The 17,837-nt window shown below is 64.4% G+C and carries 18 protein-coding genes; 7 read left to right on the top strand and 11 right to left on the bottom strand.

Annotated features, from left to right (window positions below):
* Window position 1: 1 nt before the first annotated feature.
* Complete coding sequence (gene nadA / locus V5738_RS15375) at window positions 2–949, top strand: quinolinate synthase NadA (protein ID WP_423821693.1); 948 nt, start codon at window positions 2–4, stop codon at window positions 947–949.
* Window positions 950–970: 21 nt separating this feature from the next.
* Here the strand turns inward: nadA and V5738_RS15370 are convergent, their stop codons facing one another.
* The 7 genes from V5738_RS15370 to V5738_RS15340 form a co-directional block, all read right to left on the bottom strand.
* On the bottom strand, window positions 971–1,630 hold the full coding sequence (locus V5738_RS15370; RefSeq protein WP_423821692.1) for a class I SAM-dependent DNA methyltransferase: 660 nt from the start codon (window positions 1,628–1,630) through the stop codon (window positions 971–973).
* A 597-nt stretch (window positions 1,631–2,227) separates the two neighbouring features.
* Complete coding sequence (locus V5738_RS15365) at window positions 2,228–2,953, bottom strand: lipid-binding SYLF domain-containing protein (RefSeq protein ID WP_423821691.1); 726 nt, start codon at window positions 2,951–2,953, stop codon at window positions 2,228–2,230.
* Between the two features lie 65 nt (window positions 2,954–3,018).
* Window positions 3,019–3,483 carry a hypothetical protein gene (locus V5738_RS15360; protein WP_423821690.1) on the bottom strand — a complete coding sequence of 155 codons (465 nt, stop codon included), beginning with the start codon at window positions 3,481–3,483 and terminating at the stop codon, window positions 3,019–3,021.
* A gap of 32 nt (window positions 3,484–3,515) precedes the next feature.
* Window positions 3,516–4,451, bottom strand: coding sequence for a hypothetical protein (locus V5738_RS15355; protein WP_423821689.1), 936 nt, complete (start codon window positions 4,449–4,451; stop codon window positions 3,516–3,518).
* Window positions 4,448–5,320 carry an ABC transporter ATP-binding protein gene (locus V5738_RS15350; RefSeq protein ID WP_423821688.1) on the bottom strand — a complete coding sequence of 291 codons (873 nt, stop codon included), beginning with the start codon at window positions 5,318–5,320 and terminating at the stop codon, window positions 4,448–4,450. Before V5738_RS15350 ends, V5738_RS15355 begins: the two co-directional genes overlap by 4 nt.
* A complete protein-coding gene (locus V5738_RS15345) occupies window positions 5,317–5,685 on the bottom strand; it encodes a GntR family transcriptional regulator (RefSeq protein ID WP_423821687.1) in 369 nt (122 codons plus the stop codon). Before V5738_RS15345 ends, V5738_RS15350 begins: the two co-directional genes overlap by 4 nt.
* A gap of 36 nt (window positions 5,686–5,721) precedes the next feature.
* Window positions 5,722–6,036 carry a hypothetical protein gene (locus V5738_RS15340; protein ID WP_423821686.1) on the bottom strand — a complete coding sequence of 105 codons (315 nt, stop codon included), beginning with the start codon at window positions 6,034–6,036 and terminating at the stop codon, window positions 5,722–5,724.
* A gap of 383 nt (window positions 6,037–6,419) precedes the next feature.
* On the opposite strand from V5738_RS15340, the gene V5738_RS15335 reads away from it, so the two are divergent.
* The gene (locus V5738_RS15335) at window positions 6,420–7,544 is read left to right on the top strand and encodes a nucleoside hydrolase (protein WP_423821685.1); all 1,125 of its coding nucleotides are present in this window, start codon (window positions 6,420–6,422) and stop codon (window positions 7,542–7,544) included.
* A gap of 116 nt (window positions 7,545–7,660) precedes the next feature.
* Window positions 7,661–8,839 (top strand): AI-2E family transporter, encoded by a 1,179-nt coding sequence (locus tag V5738_RS15330; RefSeq protein WP_423821684.1) that lies wholly within the window; start codon window positions 7,661–7,663, stop codon window positions 8,837–8,839.
* Between the two features lie 41 nt (window positions 8,840–8,880).
* Here V5738_RS15330 and V5738_RS15325 read toward each other — a convergent pair whose 3' ends face one another.
* From V5738_RS15325 to V5738_RS15315, 3 genes are all read right to left on the bottom strand, one after another.
* Window positions 8,881–9,222: a hypothetical protein gene (locus V5738_RS15325; protein ID WP_423821683.1), complete on the bottom strand. Its 342-nt coding sequence runs from the start codon at window positions 9,220–9,222 to the stop codon at window positions 8,881–8,883.
* A gap of 281 nt (window positions 9,223–9,503) precedes the next feature.
* Window positions 9,504–10,445: a sugar kinase gene (locus V5738_RS15320; RefSeq protein ID WP_423821682.1), complete on the bottom strand. Its 942-nt coding sequence runs from the start codon at window positions 10,443–10,445 to the stop codon at window positions 9,504–9,506.
* A complete protein-coding gene (locus V5738_RS15315; RefSeq protein WP_423821681.1) occupies window positions 10,442–11,485 on the bottom strand; it encodes a LacI family DNA-binding transcriptional regulator in 1,044 nt (347 codons plus the stop codon). Before V5738_RS15315 ends, V5738_RS15320 begins: the two co-directional genes overlap by 4 nt.
* 615 nt (window positions 11,486–12,100) lie before the next feature.
* On the opposite strand from V5738_RS15315, the gene pyk reads away from it, so the two are divergent.
* The 4 genes from pyk (at window position 12,101) to V5738_RS15295 (ending at window position 16,473) form a co-directional block, all read left to right on the top strand.
* A complete protein-coding gene (gene pyk, locus V5738_RS15310) occupies window positions 12,101–13,522 on the top strand; it encodes a pyruvate kinase (RefSeq protein ID WP_423821680.1) in 1,422 nt (473 codons plus the stop codon).
* Window positions 13,523–13,594: 72 nt separating this feature from the next.
* Window positions 13,595–14,674 carry a hypothetical protein gene (locus tag V5738_RS15305; RefSeq protein ID WP_423821679.1) on the top strand — a complete coding sequence of 360 codons (1,080 nt, stop codon included), beginning with the start codon at window positions 13,595–13,597 and terminating at the stop codon, window positions 14,672–14,674.
* Window positions 14,671–15,270 (top strand): Maf family protein, encoded by a 600-nt coding sequence (locus V5738_RS15300; RefSeq protein WP_423821678.1) that lies wholly within the window; start codon window positions 14,671–14,673, stop codon window positions 15,268–15,270. Before V5738_RS15305 ends, V5738_RS15300 begins: the two co-directional genes overlap by 4 nt.
* Window positions 15,271–15,522: 252 nt before the next feature.
* Window positions 15,523–16,473 carry a bile acid:sodium symporter family protein gene (locus V5738_RS15295; protein ID WP_423821677.1) on the top strand — a complete coding sequence of 317 codons (951 nt, stop codon included), beginning with the start codon at window positions 15,523–15,525 and terminating at the stop codon, window positions 16,471–16,473.
* A gap of 4 nt (window positions 16,474–16,477) precedes the next feature.
* On the opposite strand, the gene V5738_RS15290 is transcribed toward V5738_RS15295, so the two are convergent.
* The gene (locus V5738_RS15290) at window positions 16,478–17,821 is read right to left on the bottom strand and encodes an MFS transporter (protein ID WP_423821676.1); all 1,344 of its coding nucleotides are present in this window, start codon (window positions 17,819–17,821) and stop codon (window positions 16,478–16,480) included.
* Window positions 17,822–17,837 lie beyond the last annotated feature (16 nt).

The raw sequence follows: 17,837 nt of genomic DNA, 5'->3' as shown, positions 1-17,837 counted from the left end.
TATGGACAATCAGCAACAGCAGTTGGTGGACGAGATCCACCGCCTCAAGCAGGCCAAGAACGCCGTGATTCTGGCCCATAACTACGAGCGCCCAGAGATTCAGGACATCTGCGACTATCTCGGCGATTCGCTGGGCCTATCGCGTCAGGCCGCGGCCACAGATGCCGACGTGATCGTGTTCTGCGGCGTACACTTCATGGCCGAAACGGCCTCCATTATCTCGCCGCACAAAACCGTGCTCATTCCTGATCTCAACGCCGGCTGTTCGCTGGCCGAGAGCATCACTCTCGAACAGCTTCAGGCCTGGAAAGCCGAGCATCCGGGGGCGACGGTCGTGGCCTATGTGAATACCTCGGCCGCGATCAAGGCCGAGTGCGACTACTGCGTGACCTCATCCAATGCGGTGCAGGTGATCGAGGCGATTCCGGAAGACGAAGAGATCCTGTTCCTGCCGGATCGGTTTCTCGGTACCTATGTAGAAATGATGACTGGCCGCAAGCTGCATATCTGGCCCGGCTCCTGCCACGTGCACGAAAAGATCGGCGACATGAATCTGGCCGACAAGCAGCGCGAATATCCGAACGCCGAAATCCTGATCCATCCTGAATGTGGCTGCTCGACCGCCTGCATGATGAATTCAGCGATGAGCTTCGACTGTAAGGATGCGCATATCCATTCGACCAGCGGCATGCTCACACACGCGCATGAGTCGGAGGCCGAGGAGTTTGTGGTTGCCACCGAGACCGGCATTTTGCACCGGATGCAGAAAGAAAACCCCGGCAAGACCTTCCATGCCGCGAGCGAAAACTCGGTCTGCGAATACATGAAGATGACCACCCTGGCCAAGCTGCGCGATGCGCTGGCTTTCGATCGCTACGAAGTGAAAGTCGATGCGGCGCTGGCCGAGGCGGCCCGCCGGCCGATCGATCGCATGCTCGCCATCGGCTGATCGACCGGCCGACGGGGTCGGCTAGCAGCGTGCCAGTGCGTAGTAGTCGGCCGTATCAGCGCCGACATAGGGGGCGTCGGCCTTGCGGTCGACGCGTTCGACCCGGCCGGCCTCGACCAGGGCGTCCAAAGTCGCGTCCAGGTCGTAGAGATCGCGATAGCCGTCGCGTACGCTAATGATCAACAGTCCGCCCGGGGCGAGCGTATCGATTAGGCCGTCGAGGGCGTCTGGGCCGACATGGCCCTGGGTGAATACGCCGGCGGCCATGACTGCGTCGAACGGGCCGGCCAGCTCGGCGGGCAATGGTTGGTTGAGATCGATATCGCCGTGCAGGTCGCGATAGGCCTTGGTCTGACGCGCCTGCTCGACCATTTCCGGGCTGAGATCCGCACCGCTGAGTATCCTAATGCCGCAGCGCGCCAGGGCCAGACCGAGCAGCCCGGTACCACAGCCAGCATCGAAAACCCGTAGCTTACCGGGTGTGCCAAGGCCGCGGGCAGCCGCCAGTTCGACCAACCAGTCGCCCATCAAATCCGGGGCGTGGTAGGTCTCGGCGCTTAGGTCGTCGTCGTAGCTCTGTGCCCAGTCGCGATAGTAATCACTAATGCGTTGGGTATCGCCTTCGAGCGATAGGGCGCCGCCAATCTGGGCATGCTGTTCAAAGCTGGATGGATCGCTCATGCATGATCGTTCCGAACAAATGAGCCTCTATCCTAGAGCGTGCTGAGGTTTTGTACGAGGCCGGGCCAAGGGCTGTTAGGCCGCAAGCCAAGGCGCCGCGAGTGCGGCGTAGTGCTGCTACGTCCGTGAGCGACAACACTGGATTGCGCCCAACCAGCCGTTGTCCCGAAGGGGTGTGCCCCAAATCGCATGTAGCTGCGTTACGAGCCTTGAGCGTGGCACGCTCGGAACCTGCGGCTCGTGCCCTGCCAGCCACGATTTGGGACAGCGACGCGGCGCTCGGGCGAAACCTCGACCCGCCCTAGCGCAGGCTGCGACCCGGCTCAGTGCCCGACATACGGGCCCTGCCTTGTCTGAAGTTCGGGCCAGCGACTGTCGATGTGTGGTGTAGCCGCCGGCCAAAGCCGTGCCCAGCAATGCATCGATCGCTGCACAATAAGCCGGCCCGAGCGGGGCCGATAAGCTAGGTTGCCCGCAGCACCCATCCGCATTGGCGCGGAGCGCCAGCCTTCAGCGGAACGGTCGTAGGCAATAACCGGCACAGACCAGCGCAGCACCCGCAGGCAAGATCGCCCACGGATGCATCAGCCGTTGGTTTTATTGGCTGTCCTGCAGTGCCTCGTTGGTGAAATCTTCGACCGCACCGGCATAGGTCTGCATCGACTGTGGCACCTGCGGTGTCTGTAGCAGCACTTTACGCGGGGTTGGGTTCGGTCCGTAGATCGCAGTATTGGCATCGCGATCGAACTCGACCTTGCCGCCGCCCAGGTTTAGGCCGGCGTACAGGCCCTTGCGGGCGATGCCATAGGCGACGATCGGCGCGGCGCTGTTGACGCTCTGGTCGTAGCCGGTCGGGCCAGCCGATACGCTGACCTGCGAGCCGAGTTTGACCTGCGCATCCAGGACCGCACGCACGCTCTGCTGGGTGGTGAACAACAGCACCACGGCGCGCTGGGCCGCCCCCGCCTGGAGGCCGATGCTGGCCGCCGACAGGGAATAGACCGCTGGTGGCGCGTCGGTGAAGTCGCCGCTGCGCTGACGACAGCTGATCAGCCCGCGCCCGCGCTGGCCGCCCAGAATGAATCCGGCCTGGGTGACCTTGGGAAAGACCGCGATACAGCGGGTCTTTTTAACCAAGTCCTTGGGAATACGCCGTTGGCTCGGCTGCAGCATCTGCTGCTGCAGCACGGTCGCAGCGCGACCGGCCAGTGCGGCCTGTTCTTGTAGTTTTTCGGTGTAGTTCTGTTTTTCGCTGGTGGTCGCACAGCCGGCGACGACGGTTGAGAGCGTCGTCGCCGCGATCAGACCCAAGAGTTTTTTCATATGGCGTTCTCCCTGTAAGCAGCAGACTGGGCAGCCGGTTCTGGTCGTCGGTGGCTCTAGATGGCCTAGGAAACGGTATGCGCTTCACAGCGACGGCTGCTCGACGGTTTCAGTACAGCATACGGTGCAAATCGCGGTAGGTCGCCCGTTAATTGTTGCTGGGCAGATACCGTTGCGGCGAGCTGTCGACAGAATGGGCCGAGGGCGGTGGCAACAGGCGAAACCCGCTGGGTTATATCGGCGCCGATACGATCGAAATGCCCGTGTATGACGTCATGCCATACGATACCGAGCAGCGCGACGACCGAGTCGGCCACGGAATGCCCGATCGCCCGGCCCGCGGCCGGCAATTGCCGGGCGTTTTGAAAAAAACGGGCCACATCGCTCTGCTGAACTGGGCTGAACTGGGCTGAACTGGGCTGAACTGGGCTGAACTGGGCTGAACTGGGCTGAACTGGGCTGAGCGGCACGCGTTCGTTGCCCAAGCCGATCAGCATCGCGAGCATGACGAGGGTGGGTTGGATAGTCATGATTCGTTTCTCTTTTGCGCGTCTGGTCGCGCTCAGATCAGCGTCGTGAAGCGCCGTCGATAGATCGTGGCACCGATCAGGCAGATCGCACAGAGCAGCACGCCCAACCAAAGTTCCAGGCTGGCGACCGGCTGGTAGAGCACAGCCAGCGCCTCGCCGAGCCCACGGCGTTCGGCGAGCGCGGACACGGCGCTGCTGAAGTCGCGGGGCGCGAGACGGCCGGCCAGCATGCGCCAGATCGGGTTCGGCAGGCCGAGCGCGCCGAGGACGGCAAACACGGCCGGCACCATGATGGCCAACACCAGTGGATGCCGACGCGCGGTGGCCGAGCAGATCATCAGCCAGCCGACGGCCGGCGCCAGGGCCAGGAGATAAACCGGTAGCGCGGCTAAGACGAGCGCCGTGATCGACAGTAGATGGGTCTGCGAAAATAGGACCGTACTGTCGGCCCCGGCCAGCAGTAGTGGAATCAGATAGACCGCCATCGACAGCCAGCCGGTCAATAAGGCGATCAATACCCAGACCACCGGCATGACCAGCAAGGCCACCAGCGCCTTGGCGGCGACGCTCTCGCCGTCGCCAACCGGTAGCGATTTCCAGAACAGAATGCTGCGGTCCCGGCGTTCGTCGAACAGACAGGACAGGGCATAGGACAGCAGGCTGACCAGCAGCGCGACGGCGAATATCGCTAGGGTAGCCAGTAGCAGCAGGGCGATCGCACGGCCCAGATCCGCCGTGTCCGAGGCGCTCAACGACTGGAGATTGAGCGACGCGAGCTCGAACAGATTGTTGGCGCCGGCCCGAATCTGCAAATGCATGTTCGAGCGATGAATGCTGCCGACCAGCAGCATGCCGATGTTCAGCACCAGCAAAAGCGCAGCGATCACCCACGGCGTGCGCATCAAGCGGCGGTGTTCGATCAGTTCGCGGCGGATCAGCCAGACCAGGTTATGCGCTAGCGAATTCATGCCTTGGCCTCGCTCATGCAGGCAGTGAACAGGTCGGCCAGGGCCGGGCTGTGTCGTTCGCCGAGGCGATCCAGGGCGGCCGGCTCGGTCGTGGTCTCGAGATCGAAAATCAGGGCATGGCTGCCGAGCAGGCGCCGTTCGCCGATCGGCTGCAGAGCCCGCGCGGCGGCCAGATCGTCCGGGGCGACCCGGAGCTCGACGAAGCGCTGGCCGAGGGTGTCCATATCGGTATCCAGAACCTTGCGCCCGTCGCGCAGAAACACTACGTCGGTCAGGACATGCTCGATTTCTTCGACTTGGTGGGTGGTCACCAGAATCGTGCGGTCCGCATCGAAATAATCGCCTAGCAGATTCTCGTAGAAGGCACGGCGGAACAGCAGGTCCAGGCCGAGGGTCGGTTCGTCCAGCACCAGCAGCCGGGCATCGATGGCCATGATCAGCGCCAGATGCAGCTGGACGGTCATGCCCTTGGACAGATCGCGTATCCGGGTTTTCGGCTCGAGCGCGGAACGGGCCAAAAAATGCTGGCAGCGCTCGCGCGAGAATTTGGGATGCAAGCCGGCGACCAGCTCGATCGCCTCGCGTACGCGCAACCAGCGCGGCAGGGTCGCGACATCCGAAATGAAGCAGACCTCGCGCATCAGCGCGCCGCGCTCGCCCATTGGGTCGTGGCCGAGCACCCGCAGCTCGCCATCGCCGCGCATCAGCCCGAGCAGTAGATTCAGCAGTGTGGTCTTGCCGGCGCCGTTGGGGCCGATCAGGCCGAGAATACGGCCGGGGCCGACGCTCAAATCGATATCGGCGAGAGCGCTCTTGTGGCCAAAGCGTTTACCCAGGCCCCGGGCCTCGATGACGGGGGTGGCAGTCATGACGAATTATCCTTAGCGGGCTGGGCCAGCAGATCGGCCGGATCTAGGTCCATGCGTTCGATACGGGCCCGGATCGCGGGCCATTCCTCTCGAATGAAGTGATCGCGCTCGGAGGCCAGCAACTGGTCGCGGGCACCGTGGCGGACGAACATGCCCAGGCCACGGCGTTTTTCGACCAGCGCCTCGTCGACCAGCGATTGATAGGCCTTGGACACGGTCAGCGGATTGATCTGGTAGTCCGCGGCGACCTGCCGGACCGAGGGCAGAGACTCCTCCTCGGCCAGGCGGCCATCCAGGATCATGGCCACGACGCGGGCACGAAGCTGACGATAGATGGGTTCGTTGTCGTTCCAGCGCTCGGGCATCAAAAAAGCAATCACTGCGTTGTATGGCTGCCATGCTCAACGATCGACGAGGCGCATGGCGGTGTAGTCGGCCGAAGCATCGGCGTACTCGGCACGATCGGTTCGGCTGCTGTCAGATCGGTCACGGCGCGAATCTGCTACCGCGGGGCGCTGATCGCGCCGCTGCGACAGTTGACCCCGGGGGCCGTCATCCGCGGTGACCACGACCTCAGGCAGTTCGAAAACCGGGATACCGTTGTCGAAGCCAGTCAGTGCGGAGGCCGGTTCCGGTATCGGGTTGCCGGCGATCGCGGCCGATGCGCTCGCAAGACAGATCAGACCAGTCAGTAGCTGCAATGTAGCGTGTTTCATCGTACTTGTCTCGGTGTCGTAGTGAAGTGGTGTGTTACATAAGTAAAACACCAAAGCGGAAAGCGCAAGACAAATTGCATCAATAGCGTGCCGATCGATGGCCCCAGAGCCGTTTCAGAGCCAAAAAAAATAGACGATACAGTCGCTTGTGCTTCGTCGATGGCCAGATATGAAATCTAGCGCAGCTGCCCGGCTGGGATCTTCTAGGTGTGTTGCTGCGCTAATACACACAGGCCAGCGCGCGATGTTCGCCCCGGGCTTGTTGCTGTTGGATGGCCGGGAATGGACGCTATAAGCTGGCGGCGGCGCAATCTGGCGGGATTTATGCGTATCGCTTGATCCCCGGCCAGTCAGGCCGTTCGTAAGCTAATAGGGAGATATGAATGAAACGACTTGGGCGTAGGCTGACGATGGGCTTGGTGCTGTTGCTGGCCGCGGCGGGCGCTAGCGCCGCCGACAGCGGGCAGCAGCTGGTCGTGATCGATCAGGACGGTTCGGGCCCCGGGGGGAGCAATATCCGCTCGACCATGGCGCTGATCCAGGCGCCCCAGGTCAAGGTGCTGGGGATCACCATGGTGACCGGCAACGCCTGGATGGCGGCCGAGACCCAGCACACCCTGCGGATGCTGGAGTTGATCGGCCGGCGCGATATCGGCGTGTACGAGGGCGCGGTGCATCCACTGGTGCGCAGTCGCAAGCGTACCCTGGCAGAACAGCGTTTCGACGGCCAGGTCGCCTGGTTGGGCGCCTGGGGCGGCGACGGCTCCGAGCCCGAGCAATACCCGGCCGATCCCAACGCCAAACAGAAGATGCCGGAAGGCCGGCCGACGCTGGCACCGCGCGATCAGGATGCGGCGCATTATCTGATCGATACCGTGCATGCACACCCGGGGCAAGTCACGATCTATGCCGCCGGCCCGTTGACCAACCTGGCGCTGGCCCAGCGTATCGATCCGAGCTTTGCCGAGACCGCCAAGCAGCTGGTGGTCATGGGCGGCTCGATCGCACCCGTGACCGACAACGCCGAGTTCACGACCAGCCCGAGCCACGAGTTCAATCTCTGGTTCGACCCGGAGGCGGCGCATATCGTATTCAACGCCGACTGGAAAAAAATCACGGTTACACCGGTCGATATATCGCTACAGAGCTGGTATTCGGACGAGATGCAGCACACCATCGCCTCCTCGGATAGCCCGGCCGCGCAGTATCTGGCCCAGTACGATACCGAGCGCTATTTTATGTGGGATGAAATCGCTGCACTGGCTTGGTTGCATCCTGACCTGGTCAGCAAAACCCGCACGCTCTATCTCGATGCCGACATGAGCCACGGCCCGAGCTACGGCGATACCCTGGCCTGGACCGAACAGGCCAAGCCGGCCGCCCATACCGGTCCGGCTGCGACCGTGCAGATGACGCTCGAGCGTAAGGCTTTCGACCAAGCCTTCATCGATCTCATGCAGGCGCCTACCCCGGGGGCACAACAACCGGCGATCGCCGACGCCGACTAGCCCGGTCGCCGCCGGCGGCTCTTGGTATAAATGCTTATGGCGGGGCGGTCGGCGCTACTCTATGTTTGATGTCTACCGGTGCGAGCCTCGCCCGGGGCGAATAGAGGAGCCGCGGCTTGAGCGAGCCGGAGTTCAATCAGGACAGGCAGCCGCGAGCGGACGCCCTGGGAGATAGTCAGCGCGGGCTGGGCCGCTGGATGCAGATCGCGGTGATCGGTCTGTTCGTATTCGCCGCAATCGCGGTGTTGAGCCTGGCCAAGGACTTCCTGGTGCCGGTGGTGCTGGCGTTCTTGCTGTCGATGGTGTTTGGCCCGGTGCGGCGGGTGTTCGATCGGCGCGGTGTACCCCCGGTGCTGTCGTCGATCGGCATCGTGCTGTTGTTGTTGACGCTGCTGCTGGGCCTGGTCTCGGCACTGGCCGTGCCCGCTTCCGACTGGATCGACAACGCGCCGCGGATCGAGCGGCAGGTCCAGCATCGTATCGCCGAGGTCTCGCGTTCGTTCAACGGCCTGCTGCAGTTCAACGACAAGATCGAGGAGCTGACCAAATCCGATGCCGATCGCCAGGTTGAAAAGGTCGAGGTCAAGCAGCGCGGATTAACCGCAACGGCGATGATGCTGGCACCGCCGATCATGGCCCAGTTCGGCTTCACGCTGGTGTTGCTGCTGTTTCTGCTTGCCTCGGGCGATATGTTCTATGAAAAGCTGGTGCACGTGCTGCCAACGTTTCGCGACAAGCGCCGGGCCGTGGCCATCGCCTTCAATATCGAGCGTAAGCTGTCGCGCTATCTGCTGACCATCACCCTGATCAACCTCGGGGTCGGCGTGGCGGTTGGTGCTTCCATGGCCGTGCTTGGGCTGCCCAATGCCCTGCTGATCGGGCTGGTCGCCTTTTTATTGAACTTCATTCCCTATCTAGGGGCGTTCGCCGGTATGGTGATGGTTGCGACCATCGCTGCGATCAGCTTCGACTGGTTGGGCTGGACCCCGATCGCGGCCGGCATCTACCTCGCCATCAATATTCTGGAAGGGCAGTTCGCCACCCCTTATCTGGTGGGCCGCAACCTGCGCCTGAACACCGTCGTGGTGTTCATCAGCGTCTCGTTCTGGGCCTGGCTGTGGTCGGTGGTCGGCATGGTCGTAGCCGTACCGCTGTTGGTGGCCGTACGCACCTTGTGCGAACACATCGACGTACTGCACAACCTGGGCGATTTCCTGTCCGAGCGGCATGCCGAACAGATCGACGAGGACAGCCCGGACAAACCTGGTCTGCGAGCGCCCGATTCCCGGCCGTAAGACAGGTCGCGGTTGTTCGGCAGCGGCGGTGCCTTCAGGACTTATGCGCCGCCGGCGCGGCGTTGCTCGGCGCTCAGCTCGGCCCACCAATCGGCATAGGACGAATGGGCCGGGGCTCGTTGGGTCTCGTCGGCGGCGCCGTCCGACCACCATACCGGCCCGCGCTCGCCCAGAGCGACCTTGGCCTCCTGGACTTGTTCGCGGGCCCGGGTTCGGGCCGTATCGCTATCGGCATCGCGAACGGCCCGCCGGGCTGCCATGAGGGCCGATACCCACTGTTGTCGTTCGGCGTCCTCCAGGCGGGGATCGGTCTGGCGCCAGAGCCGGTTCTTGGCCACGAAATAGCGGCCATCCGGTGTTCGGGGATATCGTGTGTCGCTCATAGGCCAGTTCGTGGCAGGTGTAAAAACGTTTACCCAGTATGGCGCAGAATCTTCGGGCGGCGCGTTCCCAGCGTAGCGACGAACGTGCGGTGCTGCGATTTTCGCCCGCAGCACCGCACGGCCCGAGGTTCTGCCCAAACACCTCCTTGGCATGAGGCCAGGTGTGAGCCGGGCATTCGGGGCAGGGCCGATCACGGCGGGCAGCGCAATACTATGCCCTGGGTTGGTTTCACGGGCGGCCTATCTGTTGGGCCCGGCGCGCCAGGCGCCCCCAACCGAGTTTAGCGTTCGAGCTGATCGCGCCGCGGCAGGCCGTCGGAATCGCCCGGATATTGGATCACCCGAGCGCCGATCGCATTGGCACGGGCGAGGGCGGCCGCGACCGAGCAGCCATCCAGCCGAGCGCTGATGAAGCCGACTGCGAACCCATCCCCGGCGCCGACGGTATCTACGACCTGTTCGACCGGCTGGCCGGCGACGGTCAGCCGAGTGTGCGGTGATTGCCAATAGGCACCAGCGGCCCCGAGTTTGACCACTACCTCGGCCGCACCGGCGGCCAGATAGAAATCCGCGATTGCGCCGGGTTCGCGCGAGCCGGTCAGGCTCTGGCCTTCATCGATGCCGGGCAGTACCCAGTCGGCCTTGGCGGCGAGCGCATTGATGGCGTCGCGCATCGCACGAGCGCTGGGCCAGAGTGCTGGACGTAGGTTTGGATCGAAAGAAACAGTGCCCCCGGCCGCGCGCATCGCATCCACGGCGTGGTGACACAAGGCATGGGCCGAAGGGCTGATCGCGGCCGTGATCCCGGTCAGGTGCAGATGTCGGCAGGCCGCGATACGCGCTGCCGACAGATCGTCGGGAGACAGTGCCGTGGCGGCCGAACCATGCCGAAAATACACCGTTTCCGGGTCCGAGCCGTTATCGCTACGGGATTTGAACTGCAGGCCGGTCGGCCGCTGTCGATCGACGATCAGATGCTCGCAGTCGATGCCCTCGGCGCCGAGGGCATCGACGATGAAATGGCCAAAGGCATCGTCGCCGACCCGACTGGTCCAATCGATCCGTAGGCCCAACCGCGCCAGGCCGATCGCGACGTTACTGTCGGCCCCGGCCAGGCGACGCGTGAAGTGGGCCGCGCCAGCCAGCGCACCCGGGGTATCGGCCGCGAACAGTGCCATGCTTTCGCCGAAGGTGACCACGTCGGCGGCCGGGGCTGGCGTCATCTCGGAATCGCGGTCGAGCCACGCACGTTGAGGGTCGCCCCCAAGCGCTGCACCGTCGGCGGTTCATCGCCACCGTCGATGCGGGCGATCAGGCGCTCTACTGCCGCCCGGCCGATGGCATCCACCGGCTGGGCCAGCGTTGTGATGCCGGGGCCCGCCAGGGCACACCAAGCCAGTTCGTCGATGCCGAGCACGCCGACCCGATCGAAAGCCGCCAGCCGCTGTAGGGCATGGCAGACATCCAGGGTGACCACGCCGTTGGCGCAGAGTACCGCACTCGGGCGGGTTTCGGTCGCCAGTTCCGATAGATGCCGGTCCAGTTCGGCGCTGCTGTCGGCGCCGAGCGCGGTTTCATAAACGTCGCCCGCCAGGCCGTGGCGTTCGCATTCGGTTCGGAACGCTTCGACGCGGGCGATCCGCGAGCTGATTTCGGCGACCGGTTCGATGATCAGATCGACCCGGGCAAAGCCGCGCTGGATCAGATGCGTGACGGCCTGGGCCACGGCCTGTGGATCGTCCAGCCCGACCATGTCGCAGTCGAGGGCATCGATCTGGCGGTCTACGAGCACCATCGGCAAGCCGCGACCGCGCATCGCCTCCAGGGTTTCGGTATTGCGCCCGACGGTATTCAGGATCAGCCCGTCTACGCTGTAGCCATCCAGCACCTCGAGATGTCGGCGCTCCAGGTTTTCATCGTTATCGGTGTTGCAGACCATCAGCGAGTAGCCGGCATCGCCACAGGCGCGTTCGGCAGCGTGGATGAGCGCCACGCTATAGGGATTGCGAATATCGGCCACCAACGCGCCGATCAGACGGGTGCGGCCGCCGCGCAGGCTGGCTGCGATCCGATCCGGCCGAAAACCGAGCCGTTCCACCGAGCGTTCGATGCGGGCCTGCATGGATTCCGACAATCGATGCCGTTCGGCGCCAAAGTAACGCGAGACGCTGGTTTTCGATGTGCCGGCATCGCGGGCAACATCCCGGATCGTGGGCCGGCGCATGCTGTCCGTGGCGCGCGGATAGCGGCTCGAATCGCTCATTCTGACTCCTCGATAACACACAACCCGAGCGCACGGCGGGCCACGCTCGGCGCTACCGTACTCGAGGGTCGGGCTGCGATGGGCTCATCTCGGTCGGCCGGGGCGTGTGCTCGGCAACGAGAGTTTTGTTTTGGCCCAAGTATAGACGTCGACGCCCGTCGGTGCTGCTATTCCATGGTCTTGGAGCGCGCTGTGGCCGGGCAACGTATCCGCGGCCGCATATCTGTTCGCAGGGCGGCATGCTCATCGGTGCAGCGCCGATACCGAGCACGTAACCGAGCCGGCCGCCGAACACAGCTGTCCGCTGAAGTGATCGGCCCATGGGTGCCGTCAGTCGATACCGACCCAGCCGGTCGATAAGCCAGCCCAACCCATGCGCTCGGTTCGCGGTGGGCGGGGTCAGTCGATTGTGGGCGTTGCCCGGTGTATGAACAGGGGGGCGCGAACATCGGCTAAGAGGGTGGTGGGTTGGTGCCCAGTAGGGCTTTGAGGTTGCGCAAAATTGCGCGCCGTAAGACGTTGAACTCGAGTTGCAATGGCCCTCAGCGACGCACTGATGCGGGCCGTGGAACTAGGGTCTGCCGCTTTGTCGATGGTTGTGCTAGCGTCCCCGCCATGCATCGCAAAACCAAGATACTCGCAACCCTCGGTCCGGCCAGTGATAGTCCGGAGGTTCTCAAGCAGCTGATCGAAGCAGGCGTCAACGCCGTTCGCATCAACTTCTCGCACGGTGCTCCCGAAGAGCACCGCAGGCGGGTCAATACCGTGCGCGAGGTCGCTGCCGAACTCGGCCAATCCGTGGCCGTGCTGGGCGACCTGCAGGGGCCGAAGATTCGGATCGAATCCTTCGCCGACGGCTCGGTCGAACTTGAGGATGGCCAGACATTTACGCTGGACACCGAGATGGCGGCTGACGCCGGCACCCAGGACGCAGTGGCGATCTACTTCAAGCCGCTGCTGGCGGATGTGAAGAAGGGCAGCCAGTTGATGGTCAACGACGGCGCAATCTCGCTGACGGTGACCGAAGTTGACGGCCCGCGCATCGTGACCCGCGTCGACGTCGGTGGCCCGCTGTCGGGGCGCAAGGGTGTGAACCTGCGCGGCGGCGGTCTGTCGGCCGGTGGCCTAACCGATAAGGACATGGAAGACATCAAGCTCGCGGCCGAGCTGGAAGTGGACTTCATGGCCGTGTCGTTCGTACGCGGCGCCTCCGACATGCATCAGGCCCGTCGGCTGTTGAGCGAAGCCGGCGGCAACGCACGGCTGTGCGCCAAGATCGAGCGTGCCGAGGCCTTGGATGCGCTGGACGAGATCATCGGCGCATCGGATGCGGTGATGGTCGCGCGTGGCGATCTGGGCGTGGAAATCGGCGATCCCGAGCTGCCCGGCGTACAAAAACGCATCATCGCCCAAGCGCGGGAAATGAATCGGCTAGTGATCACCGCGACCCAGATGATGGAGTCGATGATCGAAAATCCCACGCCGACCCGGGCCGAAGTGCTGGACGTGGCCAACGCTACGCTGGATGGCACTGATGCGGTCATGCTCTCGGCCGAATCGGCGGTCGGCAAGTATCCGGTCGCGACGGTCCAGGCCATGAGCCGAATCTGCCAGGGCGCCGAGCGCGAAGCCGTGACCGAACGGGCGCCTTCCGGCCTGGCGGCACATTTCCGGCGTACTGACGAAGCTATCGCCATGGCGACCGTCTATACCGCCAGCCATATGCACGCCGACGCGATCATCTCGTTGACCGAGTCCGGCACTACGGCGATGCTGATGTCGCGCCAGGGCGCACCGATTCCGGTCTTCGCCCTGACCCAGTATCCGCGTACCGAGCAGTATCTGGCGCTGTGCCGCAACGTTTACCCGGTCGGCTTCAAGCCCAGCGAGCTGGACAGCATGGTGCCGAGCACTGAAGCGATGGCCTGCCTGAAAGAGCGCGGCGACGTGAGCGCCGGCCATCGCGTGTTGATCACCAAGGGCGATTTCACCGGCCCGGGGGGTACCAACACGATGAAGATCCTGACCGTCGAATAAGCCAATCTCGACGAGCATGGCCACAGCCGGCGTATCGCAGCCCGCGGTACGCCGGTTTTTGCGTCTGGCACGATGACTGACAGCGCGCGTTTTCTGACCCTCAAGGCCGGCGCTTCGGCCCGCGCAGCCCTGGCCGAGGCACCGCTGACGCCGGATCGGATCGGTGCGCTGGCTGGTGCGGCGGGTGGACCGAAGTGGCTGGCCATATCAGCCTTCTACCGGGCCCTGTTCACCGACTGGTTCGCCGAGCGCGAGGCGCCGCTGCCGATCGTCGGGTCCTCGATCGGGGCCTGGGCCGGGGCAGCGGCTTGCCATCCGAGTGATCCCGGCGCCGCCATCGATGCGCTGATCGAGGCCTATATCGGCCAGCGCTATAGCATGAAGCCGGATGCCGCCGAGATCACGGCTACCCTGGCCGGCATTCTGGATACGATTCTGACCGCCGAAGTACGCCGCGGTGTGCTGACCCATCCGCGCTATCACCTGCATGCCCTGACCGTACGCTCGCGTGGCGTGACTGCCACCGATCGCCGTGCGTTGTTGGCGGCTGGCACCAGCATGGCGGGGTTGGCCAACGTAGCGTCGCGGCGTTGGCTGGGGGCTTTTTTCGAGCGTGTAGTGTTCGCTCGCGACGGCTGGTCGCTGGTTTGGGCCGACGACGGCATTCCAAGTCGCACCGTGGCCCTGGCCGAGGCCAACCTGCGCGATGCGATCTTTGCCAGTGGCAATGTGCCGTTGATCATGCAGGCGGTGGCCAATCCGGCTGGCGCGCCGGCCGGACTGTATCGCGACGGCGGCATTACCGACTATCACATCGATCAGCCACTGCTGGCGCGGTCTGCGAGCGCGCCGATCGTGTTGATGCCGCATTTCGATACCCGGCTCGTGCCCGGCTGGCTCGACAAGAAACTACGCTGGCGGCGTCCGCGGTTTGCCGAGCATGTATTGTTGGTCGGCCCGGGTCCGACGTTGTTCGAACGCCTAGCCAGCGGAGCCGTACCCGAGCGGCGCGATTTCTATCGCCATGCCGGCAACGATGCGGCCCGCCAGCGCGAGTGGCGCACGGCCGTCGACGCCGGGCGTTTCATGCGCGACGCCTTTTTCGATCTGGCGGCCAGCGGACGGCTGGCCGAGCATGTGGAGCCCTTATGACGAATGGTTCGCTGATTCTGGCCTCGGCCTCGCCACAGCGCGCCCGGTTGCTCGAACAACTCGGGCTGGCATTCACCGCCATTCCCGCGGATATCGACGAAACCCCGCGCCCCGGCGAAACCCCGGAGGCATTGGCCGAGCGCCTGGCACGAACCAAGGCCGAGGCGCTATCCGCTGCTTATCCTGGGGCGCGTATTCTCGGCTCGGACACGGTCGTGGCTTTCGGCGACGAAGCGTTTGGCAAGCCGCGTGACCTAGCCGATGCCAAGCGGATGCTCAGCGCGCTGGGCGGCACCACGCACCGCGTCATCACCGGCGTGGCGCTGTTCGCCGAAGGCGTGACCGAGACCGCGGCGGTGGTCAGCGAGGTGAGCCTGGATGTTCTGAGCGAGGCCGCGATCGAAGCCTACTGGGCGACCGGCGAGCCCCAGGGCGCAGCCGGGGCCTACGCGATCCAGGGCCACGCTGGCCAGTTCGTGTCCTATTTGTCGGGCAGTTTTTCGGCCGTCATGGGCCTGCCAGTCTATGAAACGGCAGTCCTGCTGCGGGCGAGCGGCCTAGATCCATTGCTGACCGCCGGCCGCGCCGCGATCTAGGGCGTAACCCTTCGGAAACAACGGTTGTTGGGCCGCAATCCAGGGTTGCCACTCACTGACGTTACGCAGCGAGGCTGCATTCGCGGCGCCACGGCGGGTAGCTAAACAGCCTGTGGCAACGGCTCGCGCGCAATCTCGACACGCACTGCCCAAGGGCTTGGCCGACGAGGGCGTCGGCGCTACGCTACGTGCGTTTGAAAGGTCTCGGAACGCCGGCGGCGGTTCGGGACGACCTGCCGCGAGTTGATTGTTATGAATACCCCGAGCCCGGCTCGCATTGCCGTCGTATTTCCACTCTGGGCTGGCGTTTTGGCGCTGGCCGGCTATCTGCTGCCGGGCCTGTTTCAGCCGGGCCAGTTCCTGATCGTGCCGTTGTTGATCGTGATCATGTTCGGCATGGGGCTGACGCTGCGGCCGGCCGATTTCACGCGTGCGCTGCAGCGCTGGCCGGTGGTGATTCTGGGTTTGGCGCTACAGTTCGGGCTGATGCCGGCCGTGGCCTATGTCATCGCGCAGCTGCTTGGTCTGCCCGATCAGCTCGCGCTGGGCATGATTCTGGTCGGCAGCGTCGCCGGCGGTACAGCCTCCAACGTGATCAGTTTCCTGGCCGGTGGCGATGTCGCGCTGTCGATCACGCTTACCAGCATCGCTACCTTGGTGTCGGTCTTGGCCACGCCGCTTTTGACCTGGCTATATGCCGGTACGCACGTGCCGGTGCCGGTGGCCTCGATGCTGATTTCGATCGCTGAAATCGTGGTCGCGCCGGTGGCTGGCGGCATGCTCGTCAATCGCCTGATCGGTGATCGCTGGCGCGATCGGGACGGCTGGTGTGCCTTGGGCTCGGCCGCTGCGATCGGTGCCGTAATCGCGATCATCGTCGCGATCAATGCCACCTCGATCGCGACCCTCGGGGCGTTGGTGCTCGTGGCCGTGATCGTGCACAACCTCATCGGGGTGGCCGCCGGCTTTGGTCTGACCTGGCTGGCGACCCGCAATGGCGTGGTCGCGCGTACCATCGCCATCGAAGTCGGGATGCAGAATTCCGGACTCGCGGTGGCACTCGCCCAGCAATATTTCTCGCCGGTGGCGGCGTTGCCGGCAGCCGTATTCTCGGTCTGGCACAACCTGTCTGGGGCGGCCTTGGCCGCAGTGTGCAAGCGGATCGACGGCCGCAGCCGCCGCCCGCTCGCCGCTCGCGGTTGAACGTTTATTCGGCCTGTTCCAGCTCGGGCAGGCCGCGCGCTAGCCAGGCTGCGAGCAAGGCCGGCACGGTGAGGGCAGCGACCGCCACAGCTGGGCCGGCCGAGCCGATGGCGGCGATCAGGCCGCCGCCGACCAGCAGGATCACGCCGATCGTCGTATTGGCAACCGCGGTCAGTTGCGCACGGTCGTCGCGATTGCCGAGGTCGGTGAGATAGGTCTTGCGGCCCAGCCGAACCCCGGCATGGATGCCGGCGAGCACGAAATAGCCGGCCGCGAACGGCCAGACCCCGGCCACATCGCCGAGCCCAGTGACCACGGCCAGGGCAATCAGTACGTTGAGTACCGCAGCGGCCACGCCGGTCAGCATCAGCACCTGACGCGAGGAATAATCGGAAAAACGGCCCCAGAACGGGGCGGAAACCAGCGAAGCAAGACCGCTAACCAGCAGCAGGATCGCCAGATGCGACAGGCTTGCGCCGCCCGACGTTCGCGCGAGCTGGGCGTAATAAGGCGCAGCCAGGGCAGTGGCCACGAGCAGGCCGCGTACTGCGATGAAGCGGCCGAAAGCCGGCTTGTCCCGAATCAGCGACAGACTGGCGACAGCGGTTTTCAGAGCATTGCCGCCGCCTTCGGTCGCCCCTGGAAATTCACGCAGCGCCGCGAACACGATCGCCGCAGCTACCCATAGCAGTCCGGCCAATGCCAACAACGCCAGGATCGGGCCAAGGTCGGCGCTGGCCGGCACGAACAGCCATAGCCCGGCGCCCAGCAGTACCGCGAGTCCGCCGGCGGCGCTCGAGGCATAGCCGGACAGCGTGCCGCGCCGTGTCTTGGCGACGGTCTTGCCCTGTACGTCCTTGTAGGAGGCCGAGCATACGCCGCGGCCGAGCGAGAAGACGATCAACAGCAGGAGAATCAGACCGCCGGCGACTGCGCCATCAAAGGCCAAGGCAGCACCGATCATGGCCAGTACTGATAGCCCCTGGGTGGCGGCGCCGCCGACCCAGAACCACTTGCGAACCGGATGGGCGCGCATCCAGCCGGCGATGACCAGCTGCGGCAGCAAGGCCAGGGACTCACGGATCGGGACCAGCAGGCCGGCCATCCAGGTCGGCGCGCCGAGCACCGCCATCAGCCAGGGCAGCACCAGTTTGGGGCTGGCCACCAAATCGCCGGCCTTGTTGGCAAACAGGGATACCAGATGGATGAAGAAATTGGTTGGTTGTTCGCGACAGGCGGAGTCCGAGATATCCTTGCAGACCCGGGCGTTTTCATCGCCCGTGATTAGGTCGTAGAAATCGCGGATCGGCCCGTCGCCTGGACGTGTTCGCTCGGCGGTGCTGCTCACGTGGGTGCTCCTTATG

Source organism: Salinisphaera sp. SPP-AMP-43, from assembly GCF_049568105.1.
GTDB lineage: Bacteria > Pseudomonadota > Gammaproteobacteria > Nevskiales > Salinisphaeraceae > Salinisphaera.
This window is presented reverse-complemented; position numbering and strand designations above follow the sequence as displayed.

Bases quoted from the DNA above. Each gene is read 5' to 3' on its own strand.
- V5738_RS15320 (WP_423821682.1), bottom strand. From the start codon at position 10,445: ATGACGCCAGCCCCGGCCGCCGACGTGGTCACCTTCGGCGAAAGCATG.
- V5738_RS15365 (WP_423821691.1), bottom strand. From the start codon at position 2,953: ATGAAAAAACTCTTGGGTCTGATCGCGGCGACGACGCTCTCAACCGTC.
- V5738_RS15350 (WP_423821688.1), bottom strand. From the start codon at position 5,320: ATGACTGCCACCCCCGTCATCGAGGCCCGGGGCCTGGGTAAACGCTTT.
- V5738_RS15340 (WP_423821686.1), bottom strand. From the start codon at position 6,036: ATGAAACACGCTACATTGCAGCTACTGACTGGTCTGATCTGTCTTGCG.
- V5738_RS15305 (WP_423821679.1), top strand. From the start codon at position 13,595: ATGACTGACAGCGCGCGTTTTCTGACCCTCAAGGCCGGCGCTTCGGCC.
- V5738_RS15345 (WP_423821687.1), bottom strand. From the start codon at position 5,685: ATGCCCGAGCGCTGGAACGACAACGAACCCATCTATCGTCAGCTTCGT.
- V5738_RS15325 (WP_423821683.1), bottom strand. From the start codon at position 9,222: ATGAGCGACACACGATATCCCCGAACACCGGATGGCCGCTATTTCGTG.
- pyk (WP_423821680.1), top strand. From the start codon at position 12,101: ATGCATCGCAAAACCAAGATACTCGCAACCCTCGGTCCGGCCAGTGAT.
- nadA (WP_423821693.1), top strand. From the start codon at position 2: ATGGACAATCAGCAACAGCAGTTGGTGGACGAGATCCACCGCCTCAAG.
- V5738_RS15335 (WP_423821685.1), top strand. From the start codon at position 6,420: ATGAAACGACTTGGGCGTAGGCTGACGATGGGCTTGGTGCTGTTGCTG.
- V5738_RS15295 (WP_423821677.1), top strand. From the start codon at position 15,523: ATGAATACCCCGAGCCCGGCTCGCATTGCCGTCGTATTTCCACTCTGG.
- V5738_RS15355 (WP_423821689.1), bottom strand. From the start codon at position 4,451: ATGAATTCGCTAGCGCATAACCTGGTCTGGCTGATCCGCCGCGAACTG.
- V5738_RS15300 (WP_423821678.1), top strand. From the start codon at position 14,671: ATGACGAATGGTTCGCTGATTCTGGCCTCGGCCTCGCCACAGCGCGCC.
- V5738_RS15360 (WP_423821690.1), bottom strand. From the start codon at position 3,483: ATGACTATCCAACCCACCCTCGTCATGCTCGCGATGCTGATCGGCTTG.
- V5738_RS15315 (WP_423821681.1), bottom strand. From the start codon at position 11,485: ATGAGCGATTCGAGCCGCTATCCGCGCGCCACGGACAGCATGCGCCGG.
- V5738_RS15370 (WP_423821692.1), bottom strand. From the start codon at position 1,630: ATGAGCGATCCATCCAGCTTTGAACAGCATGCCCAGATTGGCGGCGCC.